The sequence below is a fragment of the Pseudoalteromonas phenolica genome (assembly GCF_005876835.1).
Classification (GTDB): Bacteria; Pseudomonadota; Gammaproteobacteria; order Enterobacterales; family Alteromonadaceae; genus Pseudoalteromonas; species Pseudoalteromonas phenolica_B.
The window spans coordinates 32,854-46,446 of sequence record NZ_PPSW01000016.1 but is presented as its reverse complement, the minus strand read 5'-3'; the positions used below and the strand labels follow the sequence as shown (position 1 = coordinate 46,446).

The 13,593-nt window shown below is 45.2% G+C and carries 12 protein-coding genes; all 12 read left to right on the top strand.

The window, feature by feature from the left end; translation table 11 throughout:
* The first annotated feature begins 168 nt into the window (after positions 1 to 168).
* Genes mraZ through C1E24_RS11140 form a run of 12 tightly spaced genes read left to right on the top strand, consistent with a single transcriptional unit; the run spans position 169 to position 13,593 of the window.
* Positions 169 to 627 carry a division/cell wall cluster transcriptional repressor MraZ gene (mraZ, locus tag C1E24_RS11195; RefSeq protein WP_138481474.1) on the top strand — a complete coding sequence of 153 codons (459 nt, stop codon included), beginning with the start codon at positions 169 to 171 and terminating at the stop codon, positions 625 to 627.
* A 24-nt stretch (positions 628 to 651) separates the two neighbouring features.
* Positions 652 to 1,587, top strand: a complete 936-nt coding sequence (gene rsmH / locus C1E24_RS11190) for a 16S rRNA (cytosine(1402)-N(4))-methyltransferase RsmH (protein WP_138481472.1) — start codon at positions 652 to 654, stop codon at positions 1,585 to 1,587.
* Positions 1,587 to 1,910 (top strand): cell division protein FtsL, encoded by a 324-nt coding sequence (ftsL, locus tag C1E24_RS11185; protein WP_138481470.1) that lies wholly within the window; start codon positions 1,587 to 1,589, stop codon positions 1,908 to 1,910. Before rsmH ends, ftsL begins: the two co-directional genes overlap by 1 nt.
* Entirely contained in the window at positions 1,907 to 3,724 is a 1,818-nt protein-coding gene (locus C1E24_RS11180; protein WP_138481468.1) for a peptidoglycan D,D-transpeptidase FtsI family protein, read from the top strand. Before ftsL ends, C1E24_RS11180 begins: the two co-directional genes overlap by 4 nt.
* Complete coding sequence (locus tag C1E24_RS11175) at positions 3,714 to 5,198, top strand: UDP-N-acetylmuramoyl-L-alanyl-D-glutamate--2,6-diaminopimelate ligase (protein WP_138481466.1); 1,485 nt, start codon at positions 3,714 to 3,716, stop codon at positions 5,196 to 5,198. Before C1E24_RS11180 ends, C1E24_RS11175 begins: the two co-directional genes overlap by 11 nt.
* A complete protein-coding gene (locus tag C1E24_RS11170) occupies positions 5,195 to 6,598 on the top strand; it encodes a UDP-N-acetylmuramoyl-tripeptide--D-alanyl-D-alanine ligase (protein ID WP_138481464.1) in 1,404 nt (467 codons plus the stop codon). Before C1E24_RS11175 ends, C1E24_RS11170 begins: the two co-directional genes overlap by 4 nt.
* On the top strand, positions 6,592 to 7,674 hold the full coding sequence (gene mraY / locus C1E24_RS11165; protein WP_138481462.1) for a phospho-N-acetylmuramoyl-pentapeptide-transferase: 1,083 nt from the start codon (positions 6,592 to 6,594) through the stop codon (positions 7,672 to 7,674). Before C1E24_RS11170 ends, mraY begins: the two co-directional genes overlap by 7 nt.
* Positions 7,675 to 9,000 (top strand): UDP-N-acetylmuramoyl-L-alanine--D-glutamate ligase, encoded by a 1,326-nt coding sequence (murD, locus tag C1E24_RS11160; RefSeq protein WP_138481460.1) that lies wholly within the window; start codon positions 7,675 to 7,677, stop codon positions 8,998 to 9,000. It begins immediately after the preceding gene.
* Positions 9,000 to 10,172, top strand: coding sequence for a cell division protein FtsW (ftsW, locus tag C1E24_RS11155; RefSeq protein WP_431188323.1), 1,173 nt, complete (start codon positions 9,000 to 9,002; stop codon positions 10,170 to 10,172). The genes murD and ftsW overlap by 1 nt, the downstream gene beginning before the upstream one ends.
* Positions 10,169 to 11,230: an undecaprenyldiphospho-muramoylpentapeptide beta-N-acetylglucosaminyltransferase gene (gene murG, locus C1E24_RS11150; protein ID WP_138481457.1), complete on the top strand. Its 1,062-nt coding sequence runs from the start codon at positions 10,169 to 10,171 to the stop codon at positions 11,228 to 11,230. Before ftsW ends, murG begins: the two co-directional genes overlap by 4 nt.
* Positions 11,231 to 12,688, top strand: coding sequence for a UDP-N-acetylmuramate--L-alanine ligase (murC, locus tag C1E24_RS11145; protein ID WP_138481455.1), 1,458 nt, complete (start codon positions 11,231 to 11,233; stop codon positions 12,686 to 12,688).
* Positions 12,685 to 13,593, top strand: a complete 909-nt coding sequence (locus tag C1E24_RS11140; protein ID WP_138481453.1) for a D-alanine--D-alanine ligase — start codon at positions 12,685 to 12,687, stop codon at positions 13,591 to 13,593. The genes murC and C1E24_RS11140 overlap by 4 nt, the downstream gene beginning before the upstream one ends.

The following is a 13,593-nucleotide window of genomic DNA, read 5'->3' as shown; positions in this document are numbered from 1 at the left end:
CTTTCAGCAAAGCCGCATTTTATCTGGGTTTTTTGATATTTTCGGCTTAGTTTTCGGCTTGACAAAAATACTCGTCAAGTCATAGACTGTGCAGTTGTGGGAAAAAGTGGTTTTTTGTGGATCAGATTGGATCTAAAGGGTTAAAAATACGATAAGGTTGGTTGCTCCATGTTTTCAGGTGCAAGTGCGCTAAATTTGGATGATAAAGGTCGATTTGCGATACCAACTAAGTATCGGCAACCGCTTTTGTCTGAAGAGCAGGGCTCGCTGATTTGCACTATTGCGATTAACGAACCATGCCTTTGGTTATACCCTCGCAACGAGTGGGATGAAATTGCCGCTCGACTTGTAAAGCTCTCCAGTATGAATCCAAGAGCGCGTCGATTGCAGCGCATGCTGGTCGGGCACGCCACTGAGTACCAGTTAGATAAGAATGGCCGCATTTTGCTTTCTCCGGCATTACGTAACTACGCAGGTTTGGGGAAAAAGATCATGCTCATAGGGCTATTAAATAAATTTGAAATTTGGGATGAGTCGAAATGGCACCAGCAAATGCAGCTTGATACCGAAATTGAGCGTGCAGGTGACTTTGAGATGACGCCTGAATTTGAAAACTTTTCGCTTTAGCAAACAAAAAGGCTTACATAACGCATGACTGCGCAATTTACCCATGTATCAGTTTTGATGAATGAAACGTTAGACGCGTTAGATATCAAAGCCGATGGTACCTATATCGATGGCACATTTGGCCGAGGCGGCCATTCGGGTCAAATTCTAAGTCGTTTGGGCGAACAAGGTCGTTTACAGGCTATTGATCAAGATCCGCAGGCGATCGAAGCCTCTAAGAAATTTGCTGACGATACCCGTTTTAATATCGCACATACGCGCTTTTCAAACATTGAACAAGTCGCCACAGAAGTCGGCATTCTTGGCCAAGTTGATGGCATTTTATTAGATATTGGCGTTTCTTCACCGCAATTGGATGATGCTGATCGCGGTTTCAGCTTTATGAAAGATGGTCCACTTGATATGCGTATGGATCCCACGTCTGGCCGCAGTGCCGCGCAGTGGTTAGCCGAAGCTGAACTTGAAGACATCGCGTTTGTGATTAAAAAGTACGGTGAAGAAAAGTTTGGCCGCCGTATTGCACACAAAATAGTTGAAACGCGTGATGAAACACCTATCACCACTACGAAGCAGCTGGCTGATCTAGTTGATGAAGCGGTACCTGTGAAAGATAAGCACAAGCACCCAGCAACACGCACTTTCCAAGCTATTCGCATTTACATCAACAGTGAGTTAGAAGAAATTCAAACTGCACTGCAAGCGTCATTATCGGTATTAAAGCCGGGCGGTCGTTTGGTGGTGATCTCATTTCACTCTTTGGAAGATCGCATCGTTAAGCAGTTCATCAAGAAACAAAGCAAAGGTGAGGCTGTCCCGCGTGGCTTGCCATTAACGGAAGCACAGTTGAATAAAAACCTGACACTGAAGGCGTTGGGTAAAGCCATAAAACCAACCGCTGAGGAAATAGCTGCTAACCCAAGATCACGTAGCTCAGTATTGCGAGTAGCGCAAAAACTATAATGAATAAACCACAAAGCCGACAGCCTAAGCTGTTTAACGAGATATTTGCAGGCCTTTTAGCGAATAAGCTAACGGGCTTTTTGCTTATTTGTATCTTTGCTTCGGCTTTGGGGGTTGTACAAGTCACTTATCTATCTCGTCAGCAAGTGATCCAGCAGGACCAACTCTTACAAGAGCGTGACGAATTGGACTTGCAATGGCGTTACTTACTGGTTGAAGAAGAATTCTATTCGCAACATGCGCGCATCGAAGAAGTGGCAACCACGCAGCTAGAAATGAAGCGCCCAACCAGTAAAGATGAGCAAGTGGTGGTGTTGCCATGAAAAAAGCAAAAGCCAATAGCTCAAAAACACTCATAACTTGGCGCTTTGCACTGGTGTGTACTGTGTTAGTCATGGTCTTTTTAACGCTGATGGCCCGTGCTGCCTATTTACAAGTGATTGAGCCCGATCATGCCCGTGAAGAAAGTGCAAAGCGAACTGTGCGTGTTGAAACGTTAAAAGTGCAACGCGGTATGATTTTTGACAGAAATGGTAAAGAGCTTGCTGTCAGTGTGCCCGTTGTGAGTGTGTATGCTGACCCGCTTGCACTCGATAAAGCGCTTGGCAAAAGGGTCATTCGTGCCGCGCGAAAAAACAAAGAAGATCACAAAGCGCTGGCCGAAAATGAACAAGAAATGACATACCGCAAACAAGTACGGTATGACAATGATATTCGTTGGCGCGAGCTTGCAGACGTATTACAAATTGATCATGAAGAAGTGGATGAACGTTTACGTGACAGCCCTGCACGCCGATTTGTTTACTTAAAGCGTCAAGTCACGCCCGCAGTTGCAAGCTATATCAGTCAATTAAAATTGCCCGGTATTCACTTACTAGACGAATCAAAACGTTACTATCCGAGTGGCGAAGTCACCGCACATGTGTTGGGCTTCACCAATATTGATGGTAAAGGCATCGAAGGCATCGAAAAGCTATTTGAGAATGCCCTTACAGGTGCAGAAGGTAAAAGAACCATTCGTAAAGACGCACGTGGTCGTGAGATACAAGTGTTATCGGAGGAACAACGTGTTGAACCTGAAGATATTCAACTCAGCATTGATTTACGTATTCAAGCGATTGCTTATAAGGCCTTAAAAAGTGCGGTACTGAGCTATCAAGCGACTTCAGGCTCTGCCATGGTGGTAGATGTAAAAACCGGTGAAGTACTTGCTATGGTAAACAGTCCAAGCTTCAACCCGAATGATATGCGCGATGCACACCCTTACAAACGCCGAAATCGCGCCATTACTGATTTATTTGAGCCCGGCTCAACACTTAAACCGCTGGCTGTGTTAGCTGGGCTTGATCATGATGTGATTGAAGCCAATGACACCATCAATACCTTTCCGGGCTGGATGCGCCTAGGTGGCAGCTTAGTTAAAGACGAGCGTAATCACGGTGAAATGACACTCAGAGAAATTCTTAAAGTATCGTCGAACATGGGCGTGGCCAAAATTAGTCAAATGCTGCCAAAAGAATATCTCGTTGGTTTATATCAAAAAGTAGGCTTTGGTGAAGATACAGGCACCATGATGGTGGGTGAGAGTAGTGGTCTTTTTTACCCAAACCGTCGTTGGTCAGATTTTGAAATTGCAACTTTATCATACGGCTATGCGGTCTCAGTGAGTACAGCGCAAGTAGCGCGTTTGTATGCCACATTTGGCGCAGGCGGAATTTCTCGCCCTTTAACCATCCTAAAACAAGATACGCCGCCAGAAGGTGAGCGTCTATTCAAAGAAGAAGATGTCAAAGCGGTTGTGGATATGATGGAGTCCGTATTTGAAAAAGGCGGTACTGCGGCAAACGTCAAAGTCGATGGCTACCGTGCAGCGGGTAAAACCGGTACTTCTGAGAAAGCAGTCGCCGGTGGATATGGTGATGAATATGTCGGTTATTTTGCTGGTGTTGCCCCAGTTACGAACCCACGTTTAGCTGTGGTGGTGATGATCAATGAACCTGGCGGTGATGTTTATTACGGAGGCCAAACGGCAGGCCCTGCATTTGCAGAAATCATGTCGAACGCATTACGTATTTTGAATGTGGCACCAGATAAAGGCCGCGTTGCTTATTTGTCGGAGAAAAAAGATGCGCTTTAATTTATCTCACACATTAGCAGCGTTAAATATTGAGTATTCAGGAGTTGAACTCCCTAAACAAACTGCTGACTTACAACTTGATAGCCGAGCAGTGAAAACCGGTGATGTATTTATTGCTATTAAAGGCCATATAAGTAATGGCGAAAACTTTATTGCGGCGGCTTTTAACAATGGTGCGAGCTGTGCCTTGGTTGACGCTAGGAGTTTTGCGGCGCTGGATCACAGTTTAGGTTTGTTGATCCCGGTTGAGAATTTGACTGAGTGTATTGCTGAAATTGCCAAAATTTATTATCAGAGTCCAACCGAACGTTTAAAAGTAATTGGTGTAACAGGTACCAATGGTAAGTCAACGACGACAGCCATGATAGCTGCGCTTGCAGATGCCATTGATGTGCCGGCTGCGGTTGTAGGTACTTTAGGTTATGGCAAAGTAGATGAGTTAACGCCACTGCAGAATACCACGCCGTCGGCTGTGGATTTACAACGTATTTTTGCAACCCTTGCAGAACGTAATCAACTTGCGGCCATCGAAGTCTCATCTCATGGTTTAGTTCAAGGCCGTGTAAAAGAAACACAATTCAGTACGGCAGTTTTTACCAATCTGTCTCGTGATCATTTAGATTATCATGGTGACATGCACAGTTATGCTGAAGCAAAGCGCTTGCTGTTTACTGATTGTATGCCAAAACATTGTATTTTAAATCATGACGATGCTGTAGCACAAAGTTGGATCGCACAATCTAGTTTTAGCAATCTAGTGGTATATGGCAAAAAACCAACGGCACACAATTTTTCTCAGTTTGTTTGGTTTGATGAGGTTGAATGCCATCAAACTGGCATTCGTGCAACGCTCTCCACTTCTTGGGGGGAAGCGACCATTAATGTACCGCTATTTGGTCAATTTAATCTTTATAACCTAGCGGCTGCGATGGCGGCACTCTTGGTTGAAGGGTATGACTTTGGGGCATTGTGTAATGCGGTTTCTTCACTAAAACCAGTTGCGGGTCGTATGCAGGCATTTTCGGTTGAAGGCAAGCCGACGTGCGTGGTTGATTATGCGCACACCCCTGATGCGCTGGCTTTGGCGTTACAAGCACTTCAGCAACATGTACCCGGGCAAGTGACTTGTGTATTTGGCTGCGGGGGCGATCGCGATAAAGGCAAGCGTCCCATGATGGCGCAAGCGGCTGAGCAAAACGCTGATAAGCTGGTGATCACCAGCGACAACCCGCGCAGTGAAAATCCCGACGATATTATCGCAGACGTTAAGGCTGGGCTCAGTCAACCTGAGTATGCTTACTGCCAACTTGACCGAGCTAAGGCCATTGCCTATGCGGTTGAGCAAACATCTGCTTCAGGCGTGGTGCTGGTAGCTGGCAAGGGACACGAAGATTATCAAATTATCGGTGATCAAACGATCACCTTCTGTGACAGAGCATGGGTAATGAAAATTTTAAAAGGGGATAAAGCATGATCACAATGGATTTTGCTTGGCTTACAGCCGTATTAAACACCCCAGTAAGCTGTGGCGAGAATTTATCTGTCAGCAATATCAATACCGACACCAGAACAATAAAAAATGATGAGGTGTTTTTAGCGCTGAAAGGACCAAATTTTGATGGTCATAAATTCGTCCAGCAAGCGTATGAAAAAGGCGCCATAGCGGCGATTGTCGATAAACCCGTGGAATGCGATATTCCTCAGTTTGTGGTGGCCGATACTCGTTTAGCTTTAGGACATATCGGTGCAGCCGTAATGGCACAAGTAGCGCCAAAAACCATTGCCATTACGGGCAGTGTGGGTAAAACCACAGTGAAAGAAATGTGCGCGGCGATTTTGTCGCAAAAAGGCAAAGTGCTGGCAACTAATGGCAATTTTAACAATGACATCGGTGTACCGCTGACGTTAATTCGTTTGTCAGAAGACGACGAGTATGCTGTGATTGAACTTGGTGCCAACCATATAGGCGAGATTGCTTATACCACGCAAATGACCAAGCCAGATGTTGCTGCCATTTGTAATGTTGCACCAGCACACATTGAAGGCTTTGGCTCCATTGAAGGCGTGGCGCAGGCCAAAGGTGAGATTTTCTCTGGCTTAAAAGCAAATGGCTGTGCTGTATTTAACTGCGATATTAACCCAGAATTTCGTCAGATGTGGGATAGCAGCATGTTTGATAAGCGTATCAAACGGATTGCCACCCATGAGCAATTTGATATCTGGGCAGAGCAAGTAACGCTAAACGACACCGCTCACGCCAGCTTCTTACTTTGCGATGGTGAACAAAAAGTACCTGTGACGCTAGCATTACCGGGTGAGCACAATGTCACCAATGCTTTAATTGCAGCGGCTCTCACCACTGAGCTGGGCGCGAGCTTAAATGAAGTGGCTGCGGCGCTTGAAAGTATGAGTGCAGTTAAAGGCCGAGTGAACCTTATTAAGGTCAACGATAACTTGACCGTCATTGACGATACCTATAATGCCAATGTGCGCTCGGTCAAAGCGGCAATCGATTTATTGACTAAAATGCCAGGTCATAAGGTGTTTGCATTAGGCGATATGGGCGAGCTTGGTGAACATGCTCGAGAGTATCATCAAGAAGTCGGCGAATATGCCAAACAGCAAGGCATTGATGCGTTATTTACCCTAGGGGTATTGAGTCGTTATAGCAGTGATGTTTTTGAAATTGCCGACAGGCACTTTTCGACACGTCCGCACTTATTGGCCGCAATTAATCAAACTTTAGCGGCGCAAAATGGTCCATGTACTGTGATTGTAAAAGGCTCTCGCAGTGCGCGTATGGAATTACTAGTAGAAGAATTAATAACAACAAGTGGTGAACAAGCAGCCACAAATGGAGTATCAGCATGTTAGTGTGGTTGGCTGAATATTTAACCCAGTATTACAGTGGCTTTAACGTCTTTTCTTACCTAACGCTGCGTGCGATTTTAGGTATTTTAACGGCATTATTGTTATCGCTTTATTTCGGTCCTATTTTGATCCGCGCACTACAGCGTATGCAAATTGGTCAAACGGTGCGTGATGACGGTCCAGAGTCACATTTATCTAAGTCTGGTACGCCGACCATGGGTGGTGTGTTGATCTTAGGTGCCATTTTTACCAGTACATTAATGTGGGGCGACTTAAGCAATAAATATGTGTGGGTGACACTCTTTGTTTTAGGTAGCTTGGGCGTTGTCGGTTTTGTCGATGACTATCGCAAAGTGATCCGAAAAGATTCAAAAGGCCTAATCGCTCGTTGGAAATATTTCTGGCAGTCGGTGATCGCCATGAGTGTGGGGAGCTTCTTATATTTTACTTCACTAAATCCAAATGAAACTGTGCTAGTTGTGCCTTTCTTAAAAGAAGTGATGCCGCAGCTTGGTATTTTCTATTTGGTCATGAGCTATTTTGTGATTGTCGGTACATCTAATGCGGTAAACCTGACCGATGGCCTTGATGGCTTGGCGATTGTTCCGACTATTTTAGTGGCATCAGCCCTTGCGATTATTGCCTATTTAACTGGTAACGCAAATTTCTCGGAGTACTTACATTTACCGCATTTACCACTGGCCAGTGAGCTGGTCGTAGTGTGTACCGCCATTGTTGGTGCGGGTCTAGGGTTCTTATGGTTTAACACCTATCCTGCACAAGTCTTTATGGGTGATGTAGGTTCATTAGCGCTAGGTGGTGCGTTGGGTATTATCGCGATTTTAGTACGTCAAGAGCTTGTGCTGTTGATTATGGGTGGTGTGTTTGTGATGGAGGCCTTGTCAGTAATCTTACAAGTGGGCTCATACAAGTTGCGCGGCCAGCGTATTTTTAGAATGGCACCGATCCACCATCATTATGAATTAAAAGGTTGGCCTGAGCCGCGCGTGATCGTGCGCTTTTGGATCATTTCGATTGTATTAGTACTCGCTGGATTGGCAACGCTGAAGATCAGATAAATGCAGTATTTAAACGAGTTAAAAAATAAAAACATCACTGTGCTCGGGCTGGGAATTACCGGTCTGGGCATTGTGCGTTTTTTACTGTCTCACGGTATTACGCCACGTGTAGTCGACAGCCGTGCTGTACCGCCGGGCTCGCAGTGGCTTGCTGATAATGCGCCTGACTGCGAAGCGGTTTTTGGCTCGTTGGCACAGGCGAGTTTACCGAGTGCGGATTTAATCATTATCAGCCCTGGTATTGCGTTATTTGAGCAAAGTGTTGCTGAAGCGATAGCACAAGGCGTTGAAGTGATTGGTGACATTGAGCTGTTTGCTCGCTTGAACACAAAACCTGTCATCGCGGTAACTGGTTCAAATGGTAAATCGACGGTGGTGAGTCTTGCCACTGCAGTGCTTAAAGAAGCCGGTTATAAAGTAGGGCTGGGCGGTAATATTGGCACTGCAGCACTCGATCTTCTTGAGCAAGATTTTGATGTGTTTGTCTTAGAGTTATCGAGCTTCCAGCTTGAAACCACGCAAAGTCTAGTGTGTACCAGTGCCATGATCTTAAATGTCACTGAAGATCATATGGATCGTTACCCCGATTTCGCCGCCTATTGCCAGGCGAAACAGCGTATTTATCAACATGCCAAGCATGTAGTTTTTAACGCCATAGATAACAATACACTGGCCAATGCCGGTGTTGGTGTGAGTGTGGCATTAGCGCAAGCCGATTATTGCCTACAGACACACGATGGTGATTTGTATTTTGCTGCAAATCAACAACCTGTTTTGCCTGTCTCAAGTTTGACTATGGTGGGTAAACACAACCAGTTTAATGCGTTGGCTGTGATGGCGTTACTTGAGCCTTTTAACATTGATAAAGCGGCATTTGCAGCAGCATTTAAAAACTTCATAGGCCTGGCACATCGTTGCCAATTAGTGGCTGATGTAGCGGGAGTTAAATACTTCAATGATTCTAAAGCGACTAATGTCGGTGCGACGGTCGCTGCACTAGAAAGCTTAAAAGATGATGTAAACAAAATCGTGCTTATCGCAGGTGGTGATGCCAAAGGGGCTGATTTATCGCCTTTACGAGAGCCATTGCAAGCAGCTTGTCGAGCCGTGATTTGTTTTGGTCAAGATGGAGCCAAGTTTTTACCATTACACGAACAAAGCCACCTCGTTACAGATTTACAACAAGCCATTGTAAAGGCGCAGTCACTGGCACAAAACGGCGATGCAGTGTTATTAGCGCCGGCCTGTGCCAGCATAGATATGTTCCCGAATTATATGGTGCGCGGCGAAGCGTTTTGTAAAGCCGTAGCGGAGCTTGCACCATGATGACCTTCGCTGAGCTAAGAATGCAACTTACGCCAAAACAGTCAAATGCACTTTTTGATGTGCCTTTGCTGTACGCCATGCTGTGTTTAATCGGCATTGGTTTTGTGATGGTGACCAGTGCTTCTATGCCAGTGGCTGAGCGACTTTATAACAACCCTTACGGCATAGCGATGCGCCATGGGGTGTTCTTAGCATTAGGTTTTATTTGTTTTTGGTTTAGCACCAGCGTGCCCATGGATTGGTGGAAGAAATGTAATCCGTATCTACTATTCTTCGGCTTATTTTTATTGTGTTTGGTATTAGTCATTGGCCGAGAGGTGAACGGTTCAAAACGTTGGATCCCCATCGGCCCGATTGGTTTTCAGGTTGCTGAGGCAGCCAAACTGTTTTTCTTTAGTTATATCGCAGGTTATTTGGTTCGTAAGCGTGAAGAAGTTCAAGAAAACTTAAAAGGCTTTGCTAAGCCCATTGCGGTATTTGCCGTGTATGCATTACTGATTTTAAAGCAGCCAGATTTAGGCACCGTAGTGGTCATGTTTGTAACGACCGTGGGGTTGTTGTTTTTAGCTGGCGCAAAGTTATGGCAGTTTTTTATGCTGATCTTAACGGGGATTGGTTTGATAGTGGTGCTAATAGTCTTTGAACCCTACCGCTGGCGACGTGTTACAGGCTTTTTAGATCCTTGGGATGACCCCTTCGGTGCTGGTTATCAATTAGTCCAGTCTTTGATGGCATACAGCCAAGGGGGTTGGTTTGGCCAAGGCCTAGGTAACAGTGTGCAGAAGCTACAGTATTTACCTGAGGCGCATAACGATTTTATTTTTGCGGTTATCGCAGAAGAACTAGGTTTTGTTGGTGTGACCAGTATTTTGTTTTTGCTTGGTGTTTTGGTATTTAGAGCCTTATTAATCGGCCAGAAAGCATTAAAGCATGGTAAAGAATATGAAGGCTATTTTGCTCTGGCCATTGGTATTTGGTTTGCGTTCCAAACCATGGTCAATATTGGTGCCAGCGCAGGTATTTTACCGACTAAGGGCTTAACTTTGCCGTTTATATCCTACGGTGGCTCGAGCTTCTTAATTATGGTAATTGCGGCGGGTGTGCTGCAGCGTATTGATTTTGAAACCAAGTTATCGAGCCGACAAGCAACGGCGAGGAGTGGGCGACGATGACAACAAGTAAGCATTTAATGGTGGTCGCCGGTGGTACGGGCGGTCATATTTTTCCGGGCATTGCGGTTGCAGAGCATATGCAGCAACAAGGTTGGACAGTGTCTTGGGTGGGCACTGCCGACAGAATGGAAGCGCAATTAGTACCGAAGCACGATTTTGAGATTGATTTTGTCGAAGTCCAAGGCGTGCGCGGTAACGGAATTACTCGTTTACTCAAAGCGCCATTTATGGTGCTAAAAGCAATTTTAGCGGCAAAGAAAATTATCAAACAGCGTAAACCTGCGGTGATCTTAGCCATGGGCGGATACGTCACGGGCCCTGTTGGTATTGCAGCAAAATTATCTGGCGTACCTTTGATCATTCACGAGCAAAATGCTGTGGCTGGATTTAGCAATAAGCTTTTGGCAAAAGTCGCTAATCAAGTGTTGGCAGCTTTTCCTAATACCTTTGAAAATAACGCTGAAGTGGTTGGCAATCCAGTTCGAACCAGTGTCAGTTCGATTGCTAAAAAACCACAGACAGAACAATTGAATGTGCTTGTTGTTGGCGGCTCGTTAGGCGCGCAAGTATTAAATGAACGTTTGCCTGAGGTATTTTCGACATTGGCAAAAGACTTTTCGTTGAGTGTACGCCATCAAAGTGGGCGAAATAACCAAGATAAACTCAAAACAGCTTATGTTGGTCGCGAATTTGATGCACAAGTTGATGAGTTTATTCACGATATGGATGCTGCCTATACATGGGCTGATTTAGTGATCTGCCGCGCAGGAGCTCTAACTGTGAGTGAAGTAGCAGCAGCAGGAAAAGCAGCTTTGTTTGTACCATTTCCACATGCGGTTGACGACCATCAAACGGCGAATGCCCGTTATTTGGTGGATCAACAAGGCGGATTACTGATGCCGCAACATGATTTTACGACTGAGCGATTAGTTGAGTTATTAACACCGTATTTTGAACAGCCAAGCTTATTGTCTGAGATTGCAGATAAAGCAAAGCAGTTGGCGAAATTTGATGCCACCGAACGCGTCGCGAAGGTGTGTGGTGAGTTGGCAAAGTAGATGAATTTAGAGAAAGAGACGCAAGTGAACGAAGCGAATAATCGAAGAGCAATGAGACGTATCAATACCATACATTTTATCGGTATTGGTGGTGCTGGTATGGGCGGTATTGCCGAGGTACTAGCCTATGAAGGTTATCGTATTACAGGCTCAGACATTGCTCAAAATGCGATGACAGAGCGTTTGATTAAAGCGGGCGCAGAAGTATTCATTGGTCATCACGAAAATAATATTAAAGATGCCAATGTGGTTGTGGTGTCGACAGCGATTGATGTCAATAACCCTGAGATAAAAGCAGCGAAAGCGGCACGCATTCCAATTGTTCGTCGTGCTGAAATGTTGGCTGAGCTCATGCGTTATCGTCATGGTATTGCCATTGCTGGAACGCATGGTAAAACAACGACAACCAGTTTGATCGCTAGCATTTTTGCTAAAGCAGAACTTGACCCCACGTTTGTCATCGGCGGCCTGCTCAATAGCGCGGGTACCAATGCTAAGTTAGGGAGTAGTGATTTTCTAATTGCTGAAGCCGATGAAAGTGATGCTTCTTTCTTGCATCTACAGCCAATGGTATCGGTTGTTACCAATATCGAAGCAGATCATATGGATACCTACGAAGGTGACTTCGAAAAGATGAAAGACACCTATGTAGAATTCATCCATAACTTACCGTTTTATGGCTTGGCTGTGGTGTGTATCGATTCGGATGTTGCCGCTGAACTCATTCCTCGCTTTGCGCGTCCGACTATTACTTATGGTGAGCATGAAACAGCAGATTATCGTTTAGTGGATTTCAAGCAAACCGTAAACAGCAGTGAATTTAAAGTTGTGACCAAATCTGGTGAAGAGATCGCGATGCATTTAAACATGCCGGGCAAACACAATGCGCTGAATGCGACTGCGGCAATTGCCGTGGCGAAAGATCACAATATCAGCAATGCTGCGATTTTAGCTGCACTCACAGAATTTGAAGGTATTGGTCGTCGTTTCCAACATTACGGCACATTTGATAATGAACAAGGTAATGTGATGCTGGTTGATGATTATGGTCACCACCCATCAGAAGTTGATGTCACTATTGAGGCTGCAAAAGCAGGCTGGCCTGAGCGTCGATTGGTGATGATTTATCAGCCGCATCGTTTTACACGTACTCGTGACTTATATGAAGATTTTGTCAAAGTACTCTCTAAAGTTGATCAACTTATTTTGTTAGATGTATACAGTGCTGGCGAAGCACCTATTGTAGGTGCTGACAGCAAGAGCTTATGCAGAAGCTTACGTCAAAGAGGTGTAGAGCCAATTCATGTTTCAGACAATGAAGAGTTGGGCAAAGTCCTTTCGAATGTTTTACAAGACAGCGACCTTGTGATCACACAAGGTGCCGGCAACATTGGTCAAATCGTTAAGAAGTTGGCAGCAACTGAAATGTCACTCGCTGCGTTAAAAGGTGAATCATGAAACAGTTTGGTAAAGTAGCAGTATTACTAGGCGGAACGTCTGCTGAACGTGAAGTGTCATTAAACTCAGGCAATGCCGTGTTGAATGCACTGATCGCAGCTGGTGTTGATGCGTTTGCGTTTGACCCGGCAGAACGTGCGCTTTCAGAGTTACAAAACGCAGACGTTGATCGTGTATTTATCGCTTTGCATGGTCGTGGTGGCGAAGACGGCACCATTCAAGGTGCGCTTGAATTTATGGGTATCCCATACACTGGCAGTGGTGTGTTAGGCAGTGCGTTGGCTATGGATAAAATTCGCTGTAAGCAGTTGTTCCAGTCAGCACAATTAAGTACTGCGGCATTTGCGGTTGTTGATGCGAAAGCGGGCTTTGATGCAGCCAACATTATCAATGAGTTTGGCAAGGTCATGGTGAAGCCAAGCCATGAAGGCTCAAGCATTGGTATGGCTCAAGCCGAAACTGCAGAGCAATTAACCGACGCCTTAAATAATGCCTTTAAGTATGACGACCAAGTGTTAGTTGAGCAATGGATCACCGGCCGTGAGTTTACTGTTGCCATGTTAGGTAACGAAGCATTGCCTGTTATTGAAATGGTAACCCCGCGTGGTTTTTATGACTATGAAGCCAAATACAAAGTAAATAGTACTGAATACCACTGCCCAGCGGCTTTGAGCGACGCGCATACGCAGCAATTACAAATTATGGCAACGCATGCTTTTGCTTTAGTTGGTGCGCAAGGTTGGGGTCGCGTTGATGCAATGCAAGATGAAAATGGTCAATTTTACTTATTAGAAGTGAATACTGTGCCAGGCATGACAGAGAAATCTTTGGTGCCTATGGCGGCCAAAGCAGTTGGCGTAACTTTTGAGCAATTAGTTGTTCGCATTTTGGAGCAAACGCTTTAA

Excerpts from the sequence above, each read along its gene's own strand:
- C1E24_RS11180 (WP_138481468.1), top strand. The coding sequence starts at position 1,907 with ATGAAAAAAGCAAAAGCCAATAGCTCAAAAACACTCATAACTTGGCGC.
- mraZ (WP_138481474.1), top strand. The coding sequence starts at position 169 with ATGTTTTCAGGTGCAAGTGCGCTAAATTTGGATGATAAAGGTCGATTT.
- murG (WP_138481457.1), top strand. The coding sequence starts at position 10,169 with ATGACAACAAGTAAGCATTTAATGGTGGTCGCCGGTGGTACGGGCGGT.
- rsmH (WP_138481472.1), top strand. The coding sequence starts at position 652 with ATGACTGCGCAATTTACCCATGTATCAGTTTTGATGAATGAAACGTTA.
- murC (WP_138481455.1), top strand. The coding sequence starts at position 11,231 with ATGAATTTAGAGAAAGAGACGCAAGTGAACGAAGCGAATAATCGAAGA.
- C1E24_RS11140 (WP_138481453.1), top strand. The coding sequence starts at position 12,685 with ATGAAACAGTTTGGTAAAGTAGCAGTATTACTAGGCGGAACGTCTGCT.
- C1E24_RS11170 (WP_138481464.1), top strand. The coding sequence starts at position 5,195 with ATGATCACAATGGATTTTGCTTGGCTTACAGCCGTATTAAACACCCCA.
- ftsL (WP_138481470.1), top strand. The coding sequence starts at position 1,587 with ATGAATAAACCACAAAGCCGACAGCCTAAGCTGTTTAACGAGATATTT.
- murD (WP_138481460.1), top strand. The coding sequence starts at position 7,675 with ATGCAGTATTTAAACGAGTTAAAAAATAAAAACATCACTGTGCTCGGG.
- ftsW (WP_431188323.1), top strand. The coding sequence starts at position 9,000 with ATGACCTTCGCTGAGCTAAGAATGCAACTTACGCCAAAACAGTCAAAT.
- C1E24_RS11175 (WP_138481466.1), top strand. The coding sequence starts at position 3,714 with ATGCGCTTTAATTTATCTCACACATTAGCAGCGTTAAATATTGAGTAT.
- mraY (WP_138481462.1), top strand. The coding sequence starts at position 6,592 with ATGTTAGTGTGGTTGGCTGAATATTTAACCCAGTATTACAGTGGCTTT.